23 protein-coding genes are annotated in these 20455 nt (G+C 70.6%); 13 read left to right on the top strand and 10 right to left on the bottom strand.

Annotated elements, in window-relative coordinates; genetic code table 11:
- Window positions 1-10: 10 nt before the first annotated feature.
- Entirely contained in the window at window positions 11-1204 is a 1194-nt protein-coding gene (locus D3869_RS18805) for an MFS transporter (protein WP_137141413.1), read from the bottom strand.
- A 129-nt stretch (window positions 1205-1333) separates the two neighbouring features.
- On the opposite strand from D3869_RS18805, the gene D3869_RS18800 reads away from it, so the two are divergent.
- The 6 genes from D3869_RS18800 to D3869_RS18770 all read left to right on the top strand — a co-directional run bounded on the left by D3869_RS18800 (window position 1334) and on the right by D3869_RS18770 (window position 6650).
- Window positions 1334-2233, top strand: coding sequence for a LysR family transcriptional regulator (locus D3869_RS18800; protein ID WP_137141412.1), 900 nt, complete (start codon window positions 1334-1336; stop codon window positions 2231-2233).
- 57 nt (window positions 2234-2290) lie between these two features.
- The gene (locus D3869_RS18795) at window positions 2291-2755 is read left to right on the top strand and encodes a MarR family winged helix-turn-helix transcriptional regulator (RefSeq protein ID WP_137141411.1); all 465 of its coding nucleotides are present in this window, start codon (window positions 2291-2293) and stop codon (window positions 2753-2755) included.
- Between the two features lie 90 nt (window positions 2756-2845).
- Entirely contained in the window at window positions 2846-3751 is a 906-nt protein-coding gene (locus D3869_RS18790) for an efflux RND transporter periplasmic adaptor subunit (RefSeq protein WP_137141410.1), read from the top strand.
- Window positions 3748-5820, top strand: a complete 2073-nt coding sequence (locus D3869_RS18785) for an FUSC family protein (protein WP_137141409.1) — start codon at window positions 3748-3750, stop codon at window positions 5818-5820. The genes D3869_RS18790 and D3869_RS18785 overlap by 4 nt, the downstream gene beginning before the upstream one ends.
- Window positions 5817-6023 carry a DUF1656 domain-containing protein gene (locus tag D3869_RS18780; RefSeq protein ID WP_137104762.1) on the top strand — a complete coding sequence of 69 codons (207 nt, stop codon included), beginning with the start codon at window positions 5817-5819 and terminating at the stop codon, window positions 6021-6023. Before D3869_RS18785 ends, D3869_RS18780 begins: the two co-directional genes overlap by 4 nt.
- Before the next feature lie 393 nt (window positions 6024-6416).
- Complete coding sequence (locus D3869_RS18770) at window positions 6417-6650, top strand: hypothetical protein (RefSeq protein ID WP_035678364.1); 234 nt, start codon at window positions 6417-6419, stop codon at window positions 6648-6650.
- Here D3869_RS18770 and D3869_RS18765 read toward each other — a convergent pair.
- Window positions 6641-7405 carry a glycosyltransferase family 2 protein gene (locus tag D3869_RS18765; RefSeq protein ID WP_137141407.1) on the bottom strand — a complete coding sequence of 255 codons (765 nt, stop codon included), beginning with the start codon at window positions 7403-7405 and terminating at the stop codon, window positions 6641-6643. The two genes, D3869_RS18770 and D3869_RS18765, sit on opposite strands and share 10 nt — an antisense overlap.
- Before the next feature lie 81 nt (window positions 7406-7486).
- On the opposite strand from D3869_RS18765, the gene D3869_RS18760 reads away from it, so the two are divergent.
- A complete protein-coding gene (locus D3869_RS18760) occupies window positions 7487-9154 on the top strand; it encodes a tetratricopeptide repeat protein (RefSeq protein WP_137141406.1) in 1668 nt (555 codons plus the stop codon).
- Window position 9155: 1 nt separating this feature from the next.
- Here D3869_RS18760 and D3869_RS18755 read toward each other — a convergent pair whose 3' ends face one another.
- The 3 genes from D3869_RS18755 to D3869_RS18745 all read right to left on the bottom strand — a co-directional run bounded on the left by D3869_RS18755 (window position 9156) and on the right by D3869_RS18745 (window position 12278).
- On the bottom strand, window positions 9156-9401 hold the full coding sequence (locus D3869_RS18755) for a hypothetical protein (RefSeq protein WP_137141405.1): 246 nt from the start codon (window positions 9399-9401) through the stop codon (window positions 9156-9158).
- A 114-nt stretch (window positions 9402-9515) separates the two neighbouring features.
- On the bottom strand, window positions 9516-11678 hold the full coding sequence (locus D3869_RS18750) for a tetratricopeptide repeat protein (protein ID WP_137141404.1): 2163 nt from the start codon (window positions 11676-11678) through the stop codon (window positions 9516-9518).
- A gap of 54 nt (window positions 11679-11732) precedes the next feature.
- The gene (locus D3869_RS18745) at window positions 11733-12278 is read right to left on the bottom strand and encodes an RT0821/Lpp0805 family surface protein (RefSeq protein WP_432613425.1); all 546 of its coding nucleotides are present in this window, start codon (window positions 12276-12278) and stop codon (window positions 11733-11735) included.
- Between the two features lie 149 nt (window positions 12279-12427).
- Between D3869_RS18745 and D3869_RS18740 the strand changes: the two genes are divergently transcribed.
- The 5 genes from D3869_RS18740 (at window position 12428) to D3869_RS18720 (ending at window position 16657) form a co-directional block, all read left to right on the top strand.
- On the top strand, window positions 12428-14044 hold the full coding sequence (locus D3869_RS18740; protein WP_137141402.1) for an acyl-CoA synthetase: 1617 nt from the start codon (window positions 12428-12430) through the stop codon (window positions 14042-14044).
- A gap of 186 nt (window positions 14045-14230) precedes the next feature.
- The gene (locus D3869_RS18735) at window positions 14231-14974 is read left to right on the top strand and encodes a sulfite exporter TauE/SafE family protein (RefSeq protein WP_137141401.1); all 744 of its coding nucleotides are present in this window, start codon (window positions 14231-14233) and stop codon (window positions 14972-14974) included.
- A 93-nt stretch (window positions 14975-15067) separates the two neighbouring features.
- Window positions 15068-15772 carry an ABC transporter ATP-binding protein gene (locus D3869_RS18730; protein WP_094306858.1) on the top strand — a complete coding sequence of 235 codons (705 nt, stop codon included), beginning with the start codon at window positions 15068-15070 and terminating at the stop codon, window positions 15770-15772.
- Window positions 15773-15864: 92 nt separating this feature from the next.
- On the top strand, window positions 15865-16278 hold the full coding sequence (locus tag D3869_RS18725) for a MerR family transcriptional regulator (RefSeq protein WP_137141400.1): 414 nt from the start codon (window positions 15865-15867) through the stop codon (window positions 16276-16278).
- The gene (locus D3869_RS18720) at window positions 16229-16657 is read left to right on the top strand and encodes a carboxymuconolactone decarboxylase family protein (protein WP_137141399.1); all 429 of its coding nucleotides are present in this window, start codon (window positions 16229-16231) and stop codon (window positions 16655-16657) included. The genes D3869_RS18725 and D3869_RS18720 overlap by 50 nt, the downstream gene beginning before the upstream one ends.
- A gap of 3 nt (window positions 16658-16660) precedes the next feature.
- Here the strand turns inward: D3869_RS18720 and D3869_RS18715 are convergent, their stop codons facing one another.
- Together D3869_RS18715 and D3869_RS18710 are read right to left on the bottom strand one after the other, a co-directional pair.
- On the bottom strand, window positions 16661-16939 hold the full coding sequence (locus D3869_RS18715; RefSeq protein ID WP_175426527.1) for a GNAT family N-acetyltransferase: 279 nt from the start codon (window positions 16937-16939) through the stop codon (window positions 16661-16663).
- A 43-nt stretch (window positions 16940-16982) separates the two neighbouring features.
- Complete coding sequence (locus tag D3869_RS18710) at window positions 16983-17615, bottom strand: trimeric intracellular cation channel family protein (RefSeq protein WP_137141397.1); 633 nt, start codon at window positions 17613-17615, stop codon at window positions 16983-16985.
- Window positions 17616-17783: 168 nt separating this feature from the next.
- On the opposite strand from D3869_RS18710, the gene D3869_RS18705 reads away from it, so the two are divergent.
- Window positions 17784-18482: a pirin family protein gene (locus D3869_RS18705; RefSeq protein WP_137141396.1), complete on the top strand. Its 699-nt coding sequence runs from the start codon at window positions 17784-17786 to the stop codon at window positions 18480-18482.
- A gap of 36 nt (window positions 18483-18518) precedes the next feature.
- On the opposite strand, the gene D3869_RS18700 is transcribed toward D3869_RS18705, so the two are convergent.
- From D3869_RS18700 to D3869_RS18690, 3 genes are read right to left on the bottom strand one after another with little or no spacing between them, the layout of a single operon-like run.
- Window positions 18519-19079, bottom strand: a complete 561-nt coding sequence (locus D3869_RS18700) for a hypothetical protein (protein WP_137141395.1) — start codon at window positions 19077-19079, stop codon at window positions 18519-18521.
- Between the two features lie 58 nt (window positions 19080-19137).
- Window positions 19138-19575 (bottom strand): hypothetical protein, encoded by a 438-nt coding sequence (locus D3869_RS18695; RefSeq protein ID WP_137141394.1) that lies wholly within the window; start codon window positions 19573-19575, stop codon window positions 19138-19140.
- Window positions 19576-19589: 14 nt separating this feature from the next.
- On the bottom strand, window positions 19590-20429 hold the full coding sequence (locus D3869_RS18690; RefSeq protein WP_137141393.1) for a TIGR02587 family membrane protein: 840 nt from the start codon (window positions 20427-20429) through the stop codon (window positions 19590-19592).
- Between the last annotated feature and the right edge of the window lie 26 nt (window positions 20430-20455).

Below are 20455 nucleotides of genomic sequence, written 5' to 3'. Positions count from 1 at the left end.
CTCAGTATAATCAAGCCGGCTGGGCGACGGCCTCGCCGCGGCGCCCGTCCTTGCGGTCCAACGCGCCGCTGAGCAGGGTCAGCGCCAGCCCACCCAGCACGAACAGCCCACCCACCCACGGTGTTGCCGCGAGGCCGAGCGCGCTGTCCACCACCCGCCCGCCGAAGAAGGCGCCGGCGGCGATGCCCAGGTTGAAGGCGGCGATGTTCAGGGCCGAGGCGACGTCCACCGCGCCCGGCGCGTGGCGCTGCGCCAGCTGCACGACGTAGAGCTGGAGTCCCGGCACGTTGGCGAAGGCCAGCGCGCCCATGCCGGCCAGGGTGACCAGCGCCGGGACCGGGCTGGAGGCGGTGAAGGTGAAGACGATGAGCACCACCGCCTGAAGGGCGAACAGCCACGCCAGCGCGCGGACCGGGTTGCGGTTGGCGAGCTTGCCGCCGACCATGTTGCCGACCGCGATGGCCGCCCCGTAGAGCACCAGGACGAGGCTGACCGTGCCGCTGGAGAAGCCGGTGATCGTCTCCAGGATCGGCGCCAGATAGGTGAAGGCGACGAAGGTGCCGCCATAGCCCAGCGCCGTGATGGCGAAGGCCAGCAGCAGGCGCGGCTTGGCCAGCACCCGGACCTGCGTGCCGAGCCCGGCGGCGGGCGGCTGGCTCAGCTTCGCCGGGACCAGCGCCGCGACGCCCAGCGCGCCGATCACGCCCAGCGCGGAGACCGCCAGGAAGGTGGCGCGCCAGCCGAAATGCTGGCCGATCCAGGTGCCCATCGGCACGCCGGTCACGATGGCGATGGTCAGGCCGGAGAACATCATGGCGATGGCCGAGGCCCGCTTGTCCTCCGGCACGAGGTCGGCGGCGATGGTCGCGCCGACCGAGAAGAACACGCCGTGCGCGAAGGCGCTGAGCACGCGGGCGGCCAGCAGCGTCTCGTAATTGGGGCTGACCCCGGCCAGCAGGTTGCCGGCGATGAAAAGGCCCATCAGGCCGAGCAGCAGCGGCTTGCGCCGCAGCCGCCCGGTCAAGGCGGTCAGGACCGGGGCGCCGACGGTGACGCCCAGCGCGTAGACGCTGACCACCATGCCGGCCATCGGCAGGCTGACGTTCAGGTCGGTGGCGACGGTTGGCAGCAGGCCGACGATGACGAACTCCGTCGTCCCGATGGCGTAGGCGCTGATCGCCAGCGCCAGCAGTGCGAGAGGCATGACTGAAGGCTCCATCCATGCGAGCTGTGCAGGACGCATCAGATGAGCCAAAAATCCGGGATGCGGAATGCCGTCCGTTTTCGCATGATCGTGTCATTGAATGACAAGATCGGCGAAGGGGCGGACAGGATGAGCGACAGCCGGGCCTGGGACATGAGGGTCTTCCTGCGCGTCGCGGCTCTGGGCAGCTTCAGCGCCGCCGGGCGCGAGGTCGGCATGACCCCGTCCTCCACCGCCAAGCTGGTGACCCGGCTGGAGGAGCGGCTCGGCGTGCGGCTGGTCGAACGCTCCACCCGCCGGCTGCGCCTGACCGCGGAGGGGGAACTCTACCGCGAGCGGGCCGAGAGCCTGCTGGGCGACCTCGACGCCATGGAGGCGGAGGTGGCGGGGGGCGCCCGGTCGCCCACCGGGACGATCCGCGTCAGCGTGTCGGTGCCCTTCGGGCGGCATTGCCTGCTGCCGCTGCTGCCCGACTTCACGCGTGACTATCCCGGCATCCGGCTGGACCTGACCCTGACCGACGAGGTGGTGGACCTCTACGCGGCGCGAACCGACGTGGCCTTCCGCGCCGGACGGCTGTCCGATTCGGCGCTGCTGGCGGTGCGGCTGGGCGACGTGCGGCGGCGCATCGTGGCGTCGCCGGACTATCTGGAGCGCATGGGCACGCCGGAGAGCGCGGCGGACCTGGAGCGCCACGACTGCCTGGGCTTCAACTTCCGGCGCGCCGCCGCGGTCTGGCCGCTGAAGTCCGGCGGGCGGCTGGTCGACCGCGAGGTCGACACGCGCATCGTCGCCAACAACGGCGAGACGGTGCGCCATATGGCCCTGCTCGGCCTCGGGCTGGCGCGGCTGGCCGAATACCACATCCGCAACGACCTCGCCAACGGACGGCTGGTCAGCGTGCTCGATGACGTCCTGGTGGACAGCGAGGAAATCCACGCCGTCTATACCGGCCGGGAACGGGTGCCGCACCGGGTCCGCGCCTTCCTCGATCACATGACGCCGCGGATGCGCGCATGCCTGCAATGACCGGGCGGCGGGGTGGGGCGTCTTGCCGAAAATAGATAGCAAAGCTATTAAATAGGCATGCAATCGAATAGCCCGTCCACCCCCGCCCCGGACTTTCCGTCCAACTTCGGCATCCACCTGTTCCGCGCCGCCCATCTGTGGCGGCGCGAAGCGAACAAGGTGCTGGCGGAGAGCGGCTTTTCCTCCTCCGTCATCTCGCCGCTGATGCTTCTGAACGAACTCGGCGACGGGATGCGCCAGCGCGAGCTGGCGGAGGAGATGGGGGTGGAGGGGCCGTCGCTGGTCCGGCTGCTCGACAGCCTGGAGGCCGCGAAGCTGGTCGAGCGCCGGGAGGCCCCGGACGATCGGCGGGCCAAGACGCTGCACCTGACGGACGAGGGCCGCGACCTGCTGGCCCGCGTCAACGCCGCGCTGAACGACGTGCGCCGCCGCCTGCTCCAGGGCGCCTCCGGCCCGGAGATCGCGGGGGCTGTGCGCGTCATGGCGGCGATTGAGTCGAACGCCCGAGCCATGAAGGGCTGACGGCGGTTCTACACAGCAGCGCGTCCCGCAGCGGCGGGATACGGAACGATCGCTCCCGGCCGTGCCGGTGGAGCGCAAGGACGAACCACGGTGAAACTCTTCTCCCTTCTCATTCGGATCACGGTCACGCTGGTCGTCACGCTGGGCGCCGTCGGCGGTGGCTGGTGGCTGTGGGACTACTACATGAACGAGCCCTGGACCCGCGACGGGCGGGTGCGGGCCGACGTGGTGCAGGTGTCCTCCGACGTCGCCGGTCTGGTGACCGAGGTGCGGGTCATCGACAACCAGGCGGTCCGCAAGGGCGACGTCCTGTTCGTCGTCGACCCCAGCCGCTACCGCCTCGCCGTCGATCAGGCCGAGGCCAACCTGGAAAGCGCGCGCGCCGAGCTGTCCTTCCGCAAGGCCGAGGCCGACCGCTACGCGCAACTCGGCAACAACGTCGTCTCAACCGCCCAGCGGCAGGAGGTCGCTGCCGCCCAGGCGAAGGCCGCCGCCGCCGCGCGCCAGATGGAGGCGGCGCTCGACCTCGCCCGCTTCAACCTGGAGCGGACGGAGGTGCGGGCGACCGTGGACGGCTTCGTCACCAACCTCCAGCTCAAGGCCGGCAACTACGTGACGGCGGGCCAGCCGGTGGTCGCGGTGATCGACCGGAATTCCTTCTACGTCGTCGGCTATTTCGAGGAAACCAAGCTGCCGCGCATCCGCGTCGGCGACCCGGTCCGCGTCACCATCATGGGCGAGCCGGAGCGGCTGACCGGACGGGTCGACAGCGTGACCCACGCCATCGTCGACCGCGACCGCACCGATGGCACGGGCCTGCTGCCCAACGTCAACCCGACCTTCAACTGGGTCCGTCTGGCCCAGCGCATCCCCGTGCGCGTCGCGCTGGAGCAGGTGCCCGATCCCCGCGACCTCGTCGCCGGGCGCACCGTGACCGTCGAGGTGGTGCGGGAGACCGAGCAGGGAGCGCCCGCCAAGCGGGTGGCCGGGCAATGAGGACTCCCGCCTTCACGATGGTCTCGCTGAACGAGGCGCTGTTCTCGGTCAAGGCCTTCGCGGCGGCCATGGCGGCGCTCTACATCGCCTTCTCCATGGGGCTGCCGCGGCCCTTCTGGGCGATGGCGACCGCCTACATCGTCTCCGGCCCGCTGTCGGGCGCGGTGCGGTCGAAGGCGGTCTTCCGCGTCGCCGGGACGGCGCTGGGCTGCGCCGGGGCCATCGCGCTGGTGCCGGCGCTCGCCGATTCGCCGGAGCTGCTGACCCTCGCTCTGGGGCTGTGGGTGGCGGTCTGCCTGTTCATCTCGCTGCTCGACCGCACGCCGCGCAGCTATCTCTTCATGCTGGCCGGCTACACGATTGGCCTGATCGGCTTTCCCGCGGTGACCGATCCGTCGACCATCTTCGACACCGGTCTGGCCCGCGTCGAGGAGATCCTGATCGGCATCGTCTGCGCCACCGTGGTGCACAGCGTGGTCTTTCCGCAGAGCGTCGGGCCGGCGCTGCTCGGCCGGCTGGACGCCACGCTGCGCGACGCGGAGCGCTGGACCCGCGAGGCCCTGTCGCGCGAGACGGCGCCGGAGGGCGCGGCCAACGCGCAGGAGCGCCAGAAGCTGGCCCGCGACATCACCGAACTGCGCGTCATGGCGACCCATCTGCCCTACGACACGTCGGAGGTGCGCTGGATGACGCGGGCGGTCCGGGCGATGCAGGACCGCATGGCCTATCTGCTGCCGCTGACCGCGGGCATCGAGGACCGGCTGGATGCCCTGCGCGGCCAGTTGCCCGCCGAGATCTCGGCGCTGCTGGCCGATCTCGACCGCTGGGTGGGTGGTGATGATGAGGAGGGTGGCGCCGACCGCCTGCGCGCGGAGATCGCCCGGCTGTCTCCGGTCATCGGTGCGGACACCGGCTGGAAGGAGGCGACGCTTCTCAACCTGCTGACCCGGCTGCGCTCGCTGGTGGACATCCATCAGGACTGCCGCGACCTGCGGGCGCACATCCGCGATGGCAAGAGCAGCCTGCCGGAGCGCCTCGATCCGCTGACCCGACGCCGCTCGCGCGACGTCTTCCATCTCGACGCCGGCATGGCGCTGTGGTCGGGCTTCGCGGCGCTGCTCGGGATCGCGGTGGTCTGCGCCTTCTGGATCGGCACCGGCTGGTCGTCGGGATCGGCGGCGGCGATGATGACGGCGGTCTTCTGCTGCTTCTTCGCCTCGCTGGACGACCCCGCGCCGGGCATCCGCCTGTTCCTGGTCTTCACCCTGCTGTCGGTGCCGCTGGCCGCCTTCTACCTGCTGGTCGTGTTGCCGTCCTTCGACAGCTTCCCCATGCTGGTGCTGGGCCTCGCTCCGACCTTCCTGACTCTGGGGGTCTTCGTGGCGCGGCCGGCGACCATGGGCAAGGCGATGGCCCTGCTGATGGGGGTGGTCGGCTCGCTCAGCCTGCTCGACCTCGGGACGGGGGATTTCGCCTCCTTCCTCAACAGCAACGTCGCGCAGGTGGTGGGCATCGCCACGGCGCTGCTGGTCACCCAGCTCTGCCGCTCGGTCGGCGCGGCCTGGAGCGCCCGGCGCCTGCTCCGCGCCGGCTGGAGCGAGATCGCGGCGATGACCGCCGCCCGCTCCGGCATTCCGGTGGGCAGCTTCGAGAACCGGATGCTGGACCGCGTCGGGCTGCTGTCCTCCCGTCTGGCGCTGGCCGGTCCGCAGCAGGATCTGGCGGCGGCGGACGCGGTGAACGACCTGCGCGTCGGGCTGAACGTGGCGGAGCTGCAGCGCGCCCGCCGCGCCCTGGGCGGCCCGGCGGCGCCCCATGTGGCGCGGCTCTTGGGCGCGGTGGGGCAGCATTTCCGCGGCCTGTCCAGCCGCCGCCTCGGTACGCCCCCGGCGGAGGTCCTGCCGATGATGGACGCCGCTTTGTCCAACCTGTCCGCCGAGCCGCGGTCGGCGGAGCGTGACCGCGCGGTGATTGCGCTGGCCGGGCTGCGCCGCGCGCTGTTCCCGCACCTGACCTTCGCCGCCCCCGACCCCTCCAGCGAATCGCTCCGCGAACCGGTGACCGCATGATCGGCGAAATCGACATCTACGGGCTGTTCATCCCCCCGCTGCTGATCCTGGCCATTGTGGCCTGGTTCGTGTCGGGCCTGCTGCGGCGCGGCTTGCGCGCGGCGGGGTTCTACGGCTGGGTCTGGCACCCGCCGCTGTTCGACCTGGCGCTTTATGTGCTGGTGCTGAGCGCGTTGACGGCGCTGACCGCCTGGCTGCGGTGAAGGGGAAAAGGCGGATCGGGGCGCTTATTGTTATGGACTTCCCTCCGACGCCCCGAACCACCTATTCCCATCCAAACCGTAAGGTTTAGAGACGTATCGGTTACCGCTGATATAACAGTTTGTCAAGCGAGGGGGCCGGTTGAGGTCAGTTCCCTCTCCCGTCCCGGGAGAGGGTGGCCGCAAAGCGGCCGGGTGAGGGTCGTGCGAGGATCAAACCGCCGCTCCTTGGCGGCACCCTCACCCTCCCCACGCTTCGCACGGGTCCCTTCCCTCTCCCGGGGCGGGAGAGGGCTATCAATGCCGCCGTGCTTTGGCGTCTCCCATGCGCGACAACGGATGGACCGCGCCGGCTCCGCCTTGCCGATGGGACGGAATTTGCTGTAGACATTCAGCATGGTTGAAACACGACGCACCGGTGACCGCTCCAACGAACCGATCCGCTCCGAGGTCGGCGGCGGGCGCGTCGCGTCGCCGGGCGCGGTCGGCGTCCGCAACCGGGCGGAGCAGGTCGGCGGCGGGCGCCAGCGCATCCCCAGCGTCCGCGAACTGGCGAGCCTTCTGGTGAACGGCATCCTGACGCTGCCGCGCAATTACCGCCGCGGCATGTATCTCGACGTTCAGGTCTGACCCCCGCCACCCCCGGTGTACGCCGCGATGTCCGGTCCGAACAGGCGCTCCAGCAGCAGGGGCGGCAGCTCGTATTGGGGCAGGCACAGGCTGGTGCTGCGAGCGTGCAGGGTGTGCAGGCACAGCCCCTCGGCGTCCGGAAAGGCAGCGACGCGGAAGCGTTCCCGCGCGCTCTTCATGAACGGGGCGTCCTCACAGGCGTTGACCGGCGGGAAGCGCACCGCCTCCCACACCGACCGCCGGTAGGCGTAGGAGAAGCCATAGCCCAGCAGATTGTCGTCGGACGGCGGCGCGTCCGGCGCCTCGACATAGGCGCGCGTCGTCCGGCCCCAGCGATGGTGGGAGCCGCCGCGCGCCGTGTCCCAATAGCCGAAGGTCCCGTGCACCATGCTGTGCAGGAACCAGCCGGACAGGGTCACCGCATCGTGGCCCGCCTCCAGCCAGCCGAGCAGCCGCTCCACATAGTGGGGGGCGTAGAAGTCGTCGTCGTCGAAATGGACGATGATCTCGCCGCGCGCGTGCTCGGCCAGGATGTTGCGCTTCTCCCCGATGGCGTAGCGGCGCGGTGCATAGAAATACTTCAGCCGCGGCCCGGCGAGCGGCTGGAGATAGGCGGACGGGCGCGGGCTGTCGTCGAACACCAGCCATTCGATGTCGGGGACGGTCTGCGACAGCACGCGCGCGTGGCACAGCGGCAGGACATCCTCCCGTCCCCAGCTTGGCGTGATGACGCTGACGAGCGGCCGGTCGGCCATGGTCTCTCCTTCGCAACAGGCGGCGCCCCCGACCGCTGCGCCGCATGGACTCCGGCCCGGCGGCGCGTGTAGACAGGCGGCATGGTGACACTTCGGGATGCCCTGGCCGCCGCGGTCGGCCACCATCAGGCGGGCCGGCTGGACGCGGCCCGGCCCCTCTATCATAGCATCCTGCGCAGCCAGCCGGGCCATCCCGACGCGCTTCACCTGCTGGGCGTCCTGGAAAGCCAGAGCGGCCGGCCGGGAGCGGCCCTGCCGCTGCTGCGCCGTGCCGTGGCGCTGCTGCCCAGTGACGCGGATTTCCTCGGCAATCTGGCGCGGACCCTGCGCGCGGCGGGGCAGTCCGACGCGGCGGAGCGCGCCTACGCCCGCACGGCGGCGCTCGACCCTGCGGATGTCCAGACCGCCTTCACGCTGGGTGGGCTGCGGCTGGAGCACGGCGACGCGGCGGGTGCCGCGGCGGCCTTCGCCCAGGCGCTGGCCCGGCGGCCCGACTTCGCCGAGGCGCGCGTCAACCGCGCCAACGCCCTGGCGGCGCTGGGCCGGGCGGAGGACGCGGCGCGGCTGCGCCGGCAGGCGGTGGCCCTGGCGCCTGCCCATCCCGACGCGCTCCACAACGCCGCGGTGAGCGCGCTCGCCGAGGCCGGGCTGGACCGCCCGCTGTCGCACGCCCGGCGTCTCGATCCGGATTTGGTGGAGCGCGCGGGGCGTGCCCTGGCCCGCGCCCTGGCCGCCGATCCGCAACACGGTGCGGCGGCGGATGCGTTGATCGGGGCGGCGCTGGCGCTCGTCCAGGCCGGGCAGGCGACGGAAAGCCTGCTCGACCGCGCCGCCCGGACCGCCCTGACGGTTCTGCGCCGCAACCCGCGCGACACGCGGGCGGCGGCCGTGGTCGCCTACCGCTTCTACCGGTGCGGACGGACGGACCTCGCCGCCCGCTTCATGCGGCGCGTCTCCCGGCGCTTCACGGCGGCCGAGGTTGAAGCGGATTTCGAACTGCGCCTGTGGTCGATGGTGCGGGCCGGACGGCGGGGGCTGGACAGGCTTCCCGACGCCGACTCGCTGCTCGGCGCCTTCCCGCCGCTGGAACTGCTGGCTGAACCGCCCACGCGGAACGGGCCGCTGCTGGCGGTGTCCTGCGACGACGGCTATTACCGGCGCTTCGCCACGGCCCTGCTCGATTCGGTGGAGGCGGCGGGCGGCGGCGTGGCGGTCCACGTCCATGTCGTGAACCCCTCGCCGGAGACCCTGGCCGACCTCGCCCGGCGGCGGGAGCGTCTGCCTTTAAGCTGCAGCCGGGAACGGGTGGACTTCACCGGGTGGGACGACCATCGGCGCACCACCTACTACGCCTGCATCCGGTTCCTGCGCTGGCACCAGCTCATGACGCGCTGGGGGCGGCCCCTGCTGCATCTGGACGCCGATTGCACGCTGGACGGGGACCCGGGCGCGGTGGCGGCGCTGCTGGAGGGGGCCGACGTCGGGCTGCTGCGCGACGCCCGCTGGCGCGGCCCGACGCGGGAGATCACCGTCTGCTTCGCCGGGTTCCAGCCGACTCCGTTGGGACGCGCCTTCCTCGCTTCGACCGCAGCCTACATCGGGGCCTATCTGCGGGAGGGGCGCGGGTTCTGGATGCTGGACCAGGCGGCGCCCTTCGCGGTGCTCGACGCGCTGGAGCGGCAGGGGCTGCGGGTGCGCTGGTTCGACATTCTGGATTTCCCCTGGGTCCGCTTCATCGGCGAAAAGTGACTCAGGAGGGAAGGCGGGCGCAGCGTCCGTCCGGGCAGTCGCGGCAGCATTGCCCGCAGATGTCGTCCAGATCCACGGAGATGCCGTGCCGCTTGAGAAGCCCCTGGGCATAGGCGGTGTAGAGACGCGCCAGCGCCCGCCGGTTGGTGGCGACCGTCTTGGCGGCCAGCGTCTCCGGCGCCAGTGTCGCGGCGATGGCTTGCTCCACGTCCTCGATGGCCGTGCGAACAGCCAAAAGGTTCAGCATCCAGGACCCCCTGGGCGTCACGACCCTTGATGAATCTGATATACAACATGTGACGAAAATTCAGTGACCAAACAACCCCCAATTTAGGGGTTTGGGGTGTCCTATCCGGAAAGGCTAGGCGTCTTTCGCCACATCGCGCAGAGACGCCGCCAGCGCCTCGGCCAAGCGCCGCCCGTCGCACAGCGGTCCGGCCGCCATGCGCGGGCGCAGGGTCCGGCGCAGCTCCGCCAGCCGCGCCGGGGCGGCGGCCCAGCCGGCGGCGAGGCTCACATAGTCCGCCGGGTCGCGGGCGATGCAGCCCTCCACCCCCGTCACGCTCAGGAACGCCAGGGAATGGCGGCTGGAAAAGGTCTCGCCGGGCAGGGTGACGACCGGCACGCCCATCCACAGGGTCTCCAGAGTCGTCGTGCTGCCGGCGAAGGGGAAGGGGTCGAGCGCCACGTCGACGCGGGCGCACCAGCCCATATGCTCCCGGCTGGGGGTCGCCCCGGCCAGGATCAGCCGCTCCGGCGCGATGCCCGCCGCGGCCAGCCGTCCGCGCCACTGGGCGGCGGTTTCCGGGCAGGACAGCGCCTTGGTCTTCAGCAGCAGGCGCGACTCGGGCACGTGGGCGAGCAGGGCGGCCCAGGTGGACAGCACCTCGTCGGTCAGCTTGGTCAGGATGTTGAAGACGCCGAAGGTGACGGGCTGGCCGGTCAGGCAGGGCGGCGGTCCGGGCTCCGGCGCGTCCGGCGGCGGGTCGTAGGCGATGAAGGCGTCGGGCATGCGCAGGATGCGCTCGCTGTAGAAGCGCTCCGCCCCCTCCGGCACATGGTGGGCGTCGGCGACCAGCGCGTCCATGGCGGCGAGCCCGGTGGTCGCCATGTAGCCCGACCACGCCACCTGGACCGGCGCCGGCTTGCGCGCGAAGACGCCCAGCCGCCCACGGGCGTTGTGCCCGGCGAGGTCGATCAGCACGTCCAGCCGGTCGTCGCGGATCGATGTTGCAAGTTCAGCGTCGGTCCGGTCGGCGACCGGCACCCAGCGCGCCGCTGCGGCGCGGAAGCGGTCGGTCAGGTCGTCCGCTTCCAACTGGTTGGCGTAGAGGGTCAGTTCGACGCCGAAGTCCGGCAGCGCCTCCACCGCCCGCACGGCGAACTGCCCCGCCGGGTGGCGGCGGAAGTCACCGGACAGGATGCCGACGCGCAGCGGGCGGGTGCCGTCCCGCACCGCCGGGGCGCGGGGCGCCCATTCGGCGCGCAACGGCGCGCCGTGCAGGGCGTTCCAACCCCGGTGCGCCTCCAGCACGCGGGCCAGCGTGACGCCGGGCCGGAACAGCTCCAAATAGGCGAGGTTGGAGCGCACCTCGGCCAGATCGGGCCGCAGCGTCAGCGCGCGGCGGTAGCCGGCCTCAGCGGCATCCAGGTCGCCTTGCGTCTGGCGGACCAGCGCGAGGTTCGCATAGGCCTCCGCCAGATCGGGGCACAGGGCGGCGGCCCGGGCGTAGGCGCGGGCGGCCTCGGCCAGACGGTTGCGCTTTTGCAGCGCGTCGCCCCGGCGCAGCGCGGCCTCTGCGAAGTCCGGGCGCACGCGTTCGGCGCGGCGGGCCGCCCGCTCGGCGTCCATGGGGGCGTCGAGGGCGATCAAGGCGGCCGACAGGTTGGCGAGCGCCGTGGCGTGGTCGGGGCGCAGCGCCAGCGCGCGGCGCAAGGCTCCCTGCGCGTCCGCCGCCCGGCCGCGTTGCAACATCAGCGAGGCCCGGTTGGCGTGCGCTTCCCCGAATCCGGGATCGTCGGCCAGTGCGGCGCGGAAGGCGTCGTCCGCCTCGGCCAGCCGCCCGAGCGCCGTCAGCGTGTTGCCGAGGTTGAAGCGCGCCCGCGCGTAGCCGGGGCGCAGCGCGGCGGCCTGCCGGTAGGCGTCCGCTGCCTCCTCCAGCCGGCCCAGCCGGTCCAGCGCGTTGCCGAGGTTGTAATGGGCCTGCGCGAAGGCCGGGCGCAGGCGGATCGCCGCGCGGTGGGCGTCGGCCGCCTCCGCCGCCCGGTCCAGGGCGCGCAACGCGCTGCCGAGGTTGTCGTGGTAATCGGCGACGGTGGCGTCGGCGCGGAGGGCGGCGCGGATGCGCGGCTCGGCCTCCGCCGGGTGCCCGGCCTGGAGATAGACGACGCCCAGCAGATGCAGGGCGTCGGGATGGTCGGGCAGGGTGTCGAGGACGGACTGATAGCCGGCGGCGGCCTGCGCCAGCCGGCCGGCCTGATGGTGGGCCAGCGCCGCGGCCAGCACGTCCTTGATCGTCGCCATGCCCGTCTGTCTAGAGCATTTCCCCGCCTGGTTGAAGGGCGTGCGTGGGGTGCGTCAGCTCACCATGCGCCAGCTTCCGTCCGACTGGCGGCAGGCGGTGCCGTAGCCCTGCTGAAGCTGCCCGCCGACCACGATGCTGGTCTGGAACTCCCGGCACGGCTCGCCATAGGGGCCGGTGCCGTCGCGGGTGGGGGTGTAGGTGCCCCAGTTGCCGGTCTGCGGGTTGTTCCACTGCACGGTGGCGCCGGTCGGCGCCATGTAGGCCTGCCCCGCGGCCTGCTGCGCGTACATCAGGTCGGCGCGGTCCATCGACTGGCCGGCGGCGTTGCCGAGCGCGGCGCCGAGCAGCGTGCCGACGCCGACCGCCACCAGCTTGCCCGTGCCGCCGCCGAAGCGCGACCCGGCGAGGCCGCCGGCCACGCCGCCGAGCAGCGTTCCCGCCGTCGCCTTGTTGCCATAGCCGGGAGCGTAGCCGCCGCCGTAATTGGCTCCGTACCCGCCGCCACCATACCCGCCGCCATACCCATAGCCATAGGGGCTGGCGCAGCCGGCCAGCAGGCCCACGGACAACACAACCACAACAATCCCCTTGGCCTTCATCTCGAACCCCACGGAACGGAACCTGCCCCCGTAAACATGGCAGCCCCGCAAACTATTCCGTTCGCGTGACGGAACGCCGCCGTTGCCCCTATGATGAAACCAAATGGCCGCGTCCAAGCGGCCGGCAAGAACCTGTCGGGAGGAAAAGCATGCTGCCGGAAGCGGACAGCTACGAGGGCCTGCGCGACCGTTTCGTCTGGTCGGTGCCGGAGCGTTACAACATCGGCGTGGACGTCTGCGACAAGTGGGCGGAGCGCGACCCGGACCGCACCGCCCTGATCCACAAGCGCCGGGACGGCGCGGTGGAAACCTACAGCTTCGCCGACATCCGCCGCCTGTCGAACCGCCTTGCCAACGCGCTGGCCGCCCATGGGGTGGCGCGCGGCGACCGGGTGGGCATCCTGCTGCCCCAGGCGCCGGAGACCGCGGTCAGCCACGTCGCCGTCTACAAGATGGGCGGCGTCGCCGTTCCCCTCTTCTCGCTGTTCGGGGTGGAGGCGCTGGAATACCGCCTCGGGAATTGCGGGGCGCGGGCAGTGGTGACCGACGCCGTGGGTGCGGCCAAGATCGCCGAGATCCGCGACCGCCTGCCCGAGCTGAAACTCGTCCTGCGCATCGACGAGGCCGGGGAGGGCGAGCTGGATTGGCACGCGCTGGTCGAGGCCGCGTCGGAGGACTTCACGCCGGTGGACACGGCGGCCGACGACCCGGCGGTGATCATCTACACCTCCGGCACCACCGGCCAGCCGAAGGGGGCGCTGCACGCGCACCGTGTGCTGCTCGGCCATCTGCCGGGGGTGGAGATTTCCCACGACCTGTTCCCCCAGCCGGGCGACCGCATCTGGACCCCGGCGGACTGGGCGTGGATCGGCGGCCTGCTGGACGTGCTGATGCCCGCCTGGCACCATGGCGTGACCGTAGTCTCCCACCGCTTCGAGAAGTTCGACGCGGAGGAGGCCTTCCGCCTGATCGCCGATTTCCAGGTGCGCAACGCCTTCCTGCCGCCGACCGCGCTGAAGATGATGCGCGCGGTGAAGGACCCGCAGACGCGCTGGGCCTACAGCATGCGCTCCGTCGCCAGCGGCGGCGAGACGCTGGGGGCGGAACTTCTCGACTGGGGCCGCCAGACCTTCGGGCTGACCATCAACGAGTTCTACGGCCAGACCGAGTGCAACATGATCGTGTCCTCCTGCGCCAAGGTCATGCCGCCGAAGCCCGGCGTCATGGGCCGCCCGGCGCCCGGCCACGACGTGGCGGTGATCGACGGGCAAGGCAAGCGCCTTCCGCCCGGTGAGATCGGCCTGATCGCCGTGCACCGCCCGGACCCGGTGATGTTCCTGCAATACTGGAACAACCCGGAGGCCACGGCCGCGAAGTTTGTCGGCGAGTGGCTGGTCACCGGCGACCAGGGCGAGCTGGACGCGGACGGCTACATCCGCTTCGTCGGACGGGACGACGACGTCATCACGTCGGCGGGCTACCGGATCGGCCCCGGCGAGATCGAGGATTGCCTGATCGGCCACCCCGCCGTCCGCATGGCCGCCGTGGTCGGCGTGCCCGACCCCCTGCGCACCGAGATCGTGAAGGCCTTCATCGTCCTCCAGGACGGCGTGCGCCCCAGCGACGAACTGGCGGCGGAAATCCAGGCCCATGTGAAGACCCGCCTCGCCGCCCATGAATACCCGCGCGCCGTGGAGTTCGTGGACAGCCTGCCGATGACGACCACGGGCAAGATCATCCGGCGTGAGCTGAGGGGGAGGGGGTAGGCTTCCCAACCCCCTCTCCCGTCCCGGGAGAGGGAGGGACCCGCCGCACAGCGGCGGGAGGGTGAGGGCGCGGCCAAGAATAAGGCATCGATCCTCGTGCGACCCTCACCCGGCGCCTTCAGCGCCACCCTCTCCCGGGGCGGGAGAGGGACTTAAAAACAACAAGAAACGACAACGACCCGAACGATGGTGACGACATCCCTGCTCCTGCTCGCCGCGGCCTTTCTGGCCGGGGCGATGAACGCGGTCGCCGGCGGCGGCAGCTTTCTCACTCTTCCCGCGCTGATCTACGCCGGGGTTCCACCCGTGGCGGCGAACGCCACCGGCACGGTGGCGCTGCTGCCCGGCTACGCCAGCGGCGTCTACGGATACCGCCACGACCTGGAGCCGGTGGGCGGGGTCGGGCTGGTCACGCTGTCGGTGGTCAGCCTGACCGGCGGGCTGATCGGGGCGGCGCTGCTGCTGGTGACCCCGGATTCGGTGTTCCGCAGCATCGTGCCCTGGCTGCTGCTGGTCGCCACCGCGCTGTTCGCCTTCGGCGGCGTGCTGGCGGCCCGGCTGCGGGCGGTGGGGCTGCACGGGACGGGGGCGATGCTCGCCACGCTGTTCGCGGTGTCGGTCTATGGCGGCTATTTCAACGGCGGCCTCGGCATCCTGCTGCTGGCGCAGCTGAGCCTGTTCGGGATGACCAACCTGAACGCCATGAACGCGCTGAAGAACCTGTTCTCCGCCGTGCTGACCGCCATCGCCGTCGCCGCCTACGCGGTCGGCGGGGCGGTGGAGTGGTCCTACGCCGCGCTGATGACCGTGGCGGCGGTGGCCGGCGGCTATGTCGGGGCGCGGGTCGGACGGAAGATCCCGTCGCGCATCCTGCGCGCGGGCATCATCGCCGTGGGCTTGGCGATGAGCGTCCTGTTCTTCCTGAAGTAAGGGCGGGCTGAAGCAAAAGCCGTTCGGTTCCGGCGGCGCCTGCGCTAAGGTGGCGGCCCTCTCCATGATGGCCGCCACGACGCAAGACCCCGCATGCTGACCGTATCCGACCTCGACCTCTTCTACGGCGACGCCCAGGCGCTCGACGGCGTGTCCATCGCGGTGGCGGAGGGCACGACGACGGCCATCGTCGGCGCCAACGGGGCGGGCAAGACCTCGCTGATCCGCACCATCTCCGGCATCCTGAAGCCGGCCCGCGGCACCATCCGCTTCCGTGGCAAGGACATCGCCGGCCTGCCGAGCCATGTCGTCTGCGACCTCGGGATCGGGCAGGTGGCCGAGGGGCGGCAGATCTTCCCGACGCTCAGCATCCGCGAGAATCTGGAGATGGGCGCCGTCATCCCGCGCGCCCGCGCCGGGGCGAAGGAGACGTTCGAGCGGGTGCTGACCCTCTTCCCCCGCCTGCAGGAACGGCTGGAGCAGGCCGCCGGCACCCTGTCGGGCGGCGAGCAGCAGATGCTGGCCATCGGGCGCTGCCTGATGGGCAAGCCCGACCTGATCATGTTCGACGAGCCGTCGCTCGGCCTCTCCCCGACCATGGTGCAGGAGCTGTTCCGCACCATCCGCGCGCTCGCCGCCGAGGGCATGACCATCATCCTGGTGGAGCAGAACGTCGCCGCCTCGCTGAAGCTGGCGCAGCGCGCCTATGTGCTGGAGAACGGGCGCGTCGTTCTGGCCGGCACGGGCGAGGAGCTGCTGGCCGATCCCGCGGTGAAGCAGGCCTATCTCGGCCTGTAAAGTCTCGGCGGTCATGGTGACGGAATCGCTCTTGACTTAGAGCGCGCTCGAACCCGTAGCGTCCTGTGCATCGTGATGAGAAGCAGACGCGCATGAAGATCGGAGACCTCGCGAGACGTTCGGGACTGACGGCCCACACCATCCGCTACTATGAGCGGATCGGGCTGCTGCCCTACGCCGACCGGAACCAGTCCCGCCACCGCGATTACGACGCCTCGATCCTGACCTGGATCGAGTTTCTCGGCCGTCTGAAGACGACCGGCATGCCGATCCGCGACATGCTCCGCTACGCGGCGCTTCGTGAGGCGGGCGCCGGGACCGAAGCGGAGCGGCGGGCGTTGCTGGAGCAGCACCGCGAGCGCGTGCGCGCCCAGGTCGATGAGCTGAACGCCTGTCTTCTTGTCCTCGATACCAAGATCGACGGCTACGTCGAAACGGAACAGAGGAAGATTGACGATGACGCACCTGTCCAAAATCGAATCCGGGATCGAAGAAAGCCGGCTTGAGCGCGGGCAACGGGCGCTTGCCGAAATCGACGGCGAGGCCGGCCATAAGGTGGTGGCGGCGCTTGCCGACATCGCGCCGGACTTCGCGACCTATCTGTTCGAATTCTCCTTCGGCGACATCTACTCGCGGCCCGGACTCGATCTGCGCTCGCGTGAGATCGCCACCATCGCGGCGCTCGCCGCCATGGGGAACGCGGCACCCCAGCTCAAGGTGCACATCGAGGCCGGGTTGAATGTCGGGCTGACCCGCGACGAGATCGTCGAGGTCCTCATCCAGATGGCGGTCTACGCGGGGTTCCCGGCGGCCCTCAACGGGCTGTTCGCGGCCAAGGAGGTCTTCGCGATGAAGGACGGGCAACGGCCGCAGGGAGCGTCATGAGGCCTACCGCGCCAGCAGGTCGTGATGCTCGCGGTGGCGGTGCATCCAGTTGGCGGCGTAGCCGCAGATCGGGACGATGGTCAGCCCCTCGGCGCGGGCGATGGCCATCACCCCCTCCATCAGCCGCCCGGCAGCCCCGGTGCCACGCAGAGAGGGCGGCGCCTCCACATAGGGGATGTGCAGGATGGTGCCGCGGCGGCGGTAGGTCGCGAAGACCGTCTGGCCGTTCACGTCTAGTTCGAACCGGCTCAGCGCCGGGTTGTCGGTCACGGTGTCGCTCATGCCCATTCCAACAGCCGAAGCCTTTGGTTGTTCACTGGAAATGTCATGAACCGGGTGCGCGCGGCGCGCTCCAGCCGCGCAGCACGCTGACCACCCGCAGCAGGAAGGCCGCCGCCGCCCCGGCGATGGCGACCGGCGCCTTCGGCAGGTCCAGCATGGCTCCGGCGATGACGATCGCCGCCCCCAGCAGGGCGGCCACCGCGTAGATCTCCTCGCGCAGCACGCGCGGCACCTCGGCCACCAGCACGTCGCGCACCAGCCCGCCGCCGCAGGCGGTCAGCACGCCGAGCAGGACGGCGGGCAGCGGGCCCAGCCCATAGGCCAGCGCCTTGCCGCAGCCGGCCACCGCGAAGATGCCCAGGCCCGCCGCGTCCAGCACCATCACCGGTTTGACCAGACGGTTGATGAAGGGGTGGAAGAAGAAGGCGAACAGGCCCGAGGCGAGCGCCGTGATCAGGTAGCGCTCGTCCTGCATGGTGGCCGGCGGGATCGCCCCGATCAGCAGGTCGCGCAGCACGCCGCCGGCCAGCGCCGTGACCAGCGCCAGCACCATCACGCCGAAGATGTCCAGACGGTGCCGCACGGCCAGCGTCCCTCCCGTCAGCCCGAAGATGAAGATCCCGGTGAGGTCCATAGCGAGGAGGAGGGGCGAAACGTCGGGCAGGATGACGGGCATGATGGCGGTCGGCGAAGCTGGTTGAGAGAGACCCCATCATAGCCGTTTGTTGCATATCATGGAACAGATAAGCCGCAACTCCGGCAATTGTTGTTTTGCGGAAACGGGAGCACATTCCTCTCCAGACGAGGGGCCACAGGGCCTCACAAGGGAACAGGAGGACCAGAGATGATCACGATCCGCAACCGCGACGAACGGGGCGCCGTCAACATGGGCTGGCTGAACAGCAAGCACAGCTTCTCGTTCGGCCACTACTACGACCCGGCCCATATGGGCTTCCGCGCGCTGCGCGTCATCAACGACGACCGCGTGATCCCCGGCGCCGGCTTCCCCACCCACGGGCACGCCGACATGGAGATCGTGTCCTACGTCCTCGACGGCGCGCTGGAGCACAAGGACACGCTGGGCACCAGCTCGGTCATCCGTCCCGGCGACGTGCAGCGGATGAGCGCCGGGTCGGGCATCCGGCACAGCGAGTACAACGCGTCCAAGAAGGACCCGGTGCACTTCCTGCAGATCTGGATCCTGCCCAACGAGGAGGGGATGGTCCCCGGCTATGAGCAGAAGGCCTTCGAGCGCGAGGAGAAGCAGGGCCGCCTGCGCCTCGTCGGCTCTCAGGACGGGCGCGACGGCAGCGTGACCATCCACCAGGACGTGGACCTCTACGCCACGCTTCTGGACGAGGGCGACAGCGTGACCCATGAGCTGCGTCCGGGCCGCCACGCCTGGGTGCAGGTCGCCCGCGGTCAGGTCCGGCTGAACGGCGCGGTCCTGAAGGAAGGCGACGGCGCTGCGATCAGCAATGAAACCGCCCTGACGCTGGACGGCGTGGTCAGCGCCGAGGTGCTGCTGTTCGATCTGGCCTGACGAGCGGAAGGCCCTTGCCCCAGCGGGTGGGGGCCTTCACATCCCCTGCGGGACCGCCAGACGGATGCCCATGCGGCGGGCCTCCAGCATGAAGGCGCGGGTCATCTGCACGAGGTCCGTGCGCCAGTAGAGCTGCTCCAGGGGGTTGTCGAGGAAGTCCTCCGGCAGCATGGCGTAGCAGTAGGTCTCCACCGCGCGCCGGTCGGGTTGCCAGGGGTCGGTGCCGTCGCGCCAGCCGATGGTCCAGCCGGCGTGGCCGGCGCCGATGGCCCAGCGCTCGAAATGCGGGGAGATGGTGGCGCTGGCCACCGGATCGGCGACCGGCACCTGATAGATCGCCACGAAGCGGCGGACGTTCAGTTGCAGCCGCATCACCAGCGATTCGTCGAAGGCGTCGACGCGGTACAGGCAGTCGGACGCCCCCTCGACATGGCTGAAGCGCACCGCGGCCCGCCGTGCCGCCTCGAGCGTCAGGCCGGACGGCTGGTCGGCCAGCGGCGGGGATTCATAGTCCACGGCGCGCAGCGCCTCCACCATGTCGCCGGTCAGGAAAAGGCGGATGCGCTGCTGCGCCTCGTCGATGGTCAGGCGGTTCATCGCGGGGTCGGTGTCCTCTGTTTCCAGTGAATGGACAACAGGCAGGGACCCGCTTGGTTCAGGGCTCGATGTAGCCGAGCACGCGCAGGCGCACGTCGTGCGCCCTCGGGTCGCGGTCGAAGAACAGGCCGCCCTTCTGTTCGGAGCCGGCGGGCACATAGTCGAACTCGGCCACGGACGTTTCCAAAGCCTCGTCGCCCGCCATCAGTTGGCCCTCCACCTGGACCTTCGCGCCGGTCTTGCCGCCGTCGTTGGTGACCTGGATGTGGGCGAGCCAGCGCGGGCCGGCGGGAACCACCGCCTCCACCGTGGCGGTGATCACCGGGGGGCCGTTGCCGCGGGTGATGCCCTCATAGCCCAGCACCCCCACCGAGCCCAGGAACAGCAGCAGCCCCAGCCCCGACGAGATCCAGGCCAGCCGGGAGACCGAGGCGCTGCCGTCCTCGTCCCTGGAGGCGCTCCCGGATGCGATGTCGTTTTCCCGGATGTCGGCCATCGGCGTCCCTCCCGTCACACGATCAGGCGGGCGGTGGCGGCGCCCAGCGCGCTGGGGAAGCCGAGCACCACCGTGGCGGTCACCAGCTCCATCATCGACAGGCCGGCGATCCGCTCGAAGGTCCACAGCAGATAGAGGCTGATCAGCAGGGCGATGCCGTAGCCGGCGACCGAGAAGCGCAGGAAGACGGATACGAACCCGTCGTCCCCGGCGCTCTCCTGCCCGGCGAAGCCGACCGTGTAGACGAAGATGTGCAGCAGCCCCAGCGACAGCACCGCCAGCGCCACCGCGTGCCAGGGCGACATCTTGTAGGAGATCAGGATCATCTCCTCGGTCGGGGCGACGTTGAAGCCGACGAACAGCGCCCCCGCCCCCATCAGGAACAGCTCGCCGGGATAGCTGGAGCGGATGCGCCGCTCCCTGTCGGCGTCGTCCTGCTGGCCGAGCTGCTTGCGCGCCAGCATGGCGCCGATGCTGGCCGGCACGGACTGGAGCGCGATCTTGCCGATGATCTCCGGCAAGGGCTGGTCCAGGCGCACGATGGCGAAGACGGTCAGCAGCGCCGCCGACATCAGGAAGCCGACGGCGAAGGCCGACAGCGCGTCGATCAGGTCGTCCTGCCAGCAGAAGGTTTCCTCGAATCCGGCGAAGTAGGACAGGCCGAACAGCACCGGCAGGGTCACCAGGATGAACAGGGCCAACCGGAAGCGGTCCATGTAGAAGCCCAGCTCCCACATCTCCATGGTCATCAGCAGGGGCAGGGCGAAGATGATCGCCCCCGCCGCCGCTCGGGCCAGCGCGCGGGCGAATTGCGCTTCGTCATGGAGAAAGCTGCGCTGGCGGGTGATGTCCATGACCCATGAATGCGCGAGCGGAGCGG

Origin of the sequence: Azospirillum brasilense, assembly GCF_005222205.1 — a bacterium.
Lineage (GTDB): Bacteria > Pseudomonadota > Alphaproteobacteria > Azospirillales > Azospirillaceae > Azospirillum > Azospirillum brasilense_G.
The sequence above is the reverse complement of the archived record's forward strand: the minus strand, read 5'-3'. Positions and strand labels throughout refer to the sequence as shown.

Coding starts and splice junctions, on each gene's coding strand:
- D3869_RS18720 (WP_137141399.1), top strand. CDS start 16,229: ATGACGCACCTGTCCAAAATCGAATCCGGGATCGAAGAAAGCCGGCTT.
- D3869_RS18710 (WP_137141397.1), bottom strand. CDS start 17,615: ATGCCCGTCATCCTGCCCGACGTTTCGCCCCTCCTCCTCGCTATGGAC.
- D3869_RS18760 (WP_137141406.1), top strand. CDS start 7,487: ATGGTGACACTTCGGGATGCCCTGGCCGCCGCGGTCGGCCACCATCAG.
- D3869_RS18735 (WP_137141401.1), top strand. CDS start 14,231: ATGGTGACGACATCCCTGCTCCTGCTCGCCGCGGCCTTTCTGGCCGGG.
- D3869_RS18695 (WP_137141394.1), bottom strand. CDS start 19,575: ATGGCCGACATCCGGGAAAACGACATCGCATCCGGGAGCGCCTCCAGG.
- D3869_RS18765 (WP_137141407.1), bottom strand. CDS start 7,405: ATGGCCGACCGGCCGCTCGTCAGCGTCATCACGCCAAGCTGGGGACGG.
- D3869_RS18730 (WP_094306858.1), top strand. CDS start 15,068: ATGCTGACCGTATCCGACCTCGACCTCTTCTACGGCGACGCCCAGGCG.
- D3869_RS18745 (WP_432613425.1), bottom strand. CDS start 12,278: ATGAAGGCCAAGGGGATTGTTGTGGTTGTGTTGTCCGTGGGCCTGCTG.
- D3869_RS18705 (WP_137141396.1), top strand. CDS start 17,784: ATGATCACGATCCGCAACCGCGACGAACGGGGCGCCGTCAACATGGGC.
- D3869_RS18795 (WP_137141411.1), top strand. CDS start 2,291: ATGCAATCGAATAGCCCGTCCACCCCCGCCCCGGACTTTCCGTCCAAC.
- D3869_RS18780 (WP_137104762.1), top strand. CDS start 5,817: ATGATCGGCGAAATCGACATCTACGGGCTGTTCATCCCCCCGCTGCTG.
- D3869_RS18805 (WP_137141413.1), bottom strand. CDS start 1,204: ATGCCTCTCGCACTGCTGGCGCTGGCGATCAGCGCCTACGCCATCGGG.
- D3869_RS18800 (WP_137141412.1), top strand. CDS start 1,334: ATGAGCGACAGCCGGGCCTGGGACATGAGGGTCTTCCTGCGCGTCGCG.
- D3869_RS18690 (WP_137141393.1), bottom strand. CDS start 20,429: ATGGACATCACCCGCCAGCGCAGCTTTCTCCATGACGAAGCGCAATTC.
- D3869_RS18700 (WP_137141395.1), bottom strand. CDS start 19,079: ATGAACCGCCTGACCATCGACGAGGCGCAGCAGCGCATCCGCCTTTTC.
- D3869_RS18770 (WP_035678364.1), top strand. CDS start 6,417: ATGGTTGAAACACGACGCACCGGTGACCGCTCCAACGAACCGATCCGC.
- D3869_RS18715 (WP_175426527.1), bottom strand. CDS start 16,939: ATGAGCGACACCGTGACCGACAACCCGGCGCTGAGCCGGTTCGAACTA.
- D3869_RS18755 (WP_137141405.1), bottom strand. CDS start 9,401: ATGCTGAACCTTTTGGCTGTTCGCACGGCCATCGAGGACGTGGAGCAA.
- D3869_RS18785 (WP_137141409.1), top strand. CDS start 3,748: ATGAGGACTCCCGCCTTCACGATGGTCTCGCTGAACGAGGCGCTGTTC.
- D3869_RS18750 (WP_137141404.1), bottom strand. CDS start 11,678: ATGGCGACGATCAAGGACGTGCTGGCCGCGGCGCTGGCCCACCATCAG.
- D3869_RS18725 (WP_137141400.1), top strand. CDS start 15,865: ATGAAGATCGGAGACCTCGCGAGACGTTCGGGACTGACGGCCCACACC.
- D3869_RS18740 (WP_137141402.1), top strand. CDS start 12,428: ATGCTGCCGGAAGCGGACAGCTACGAGGGCCTGCGCGACCGTTTCGTC.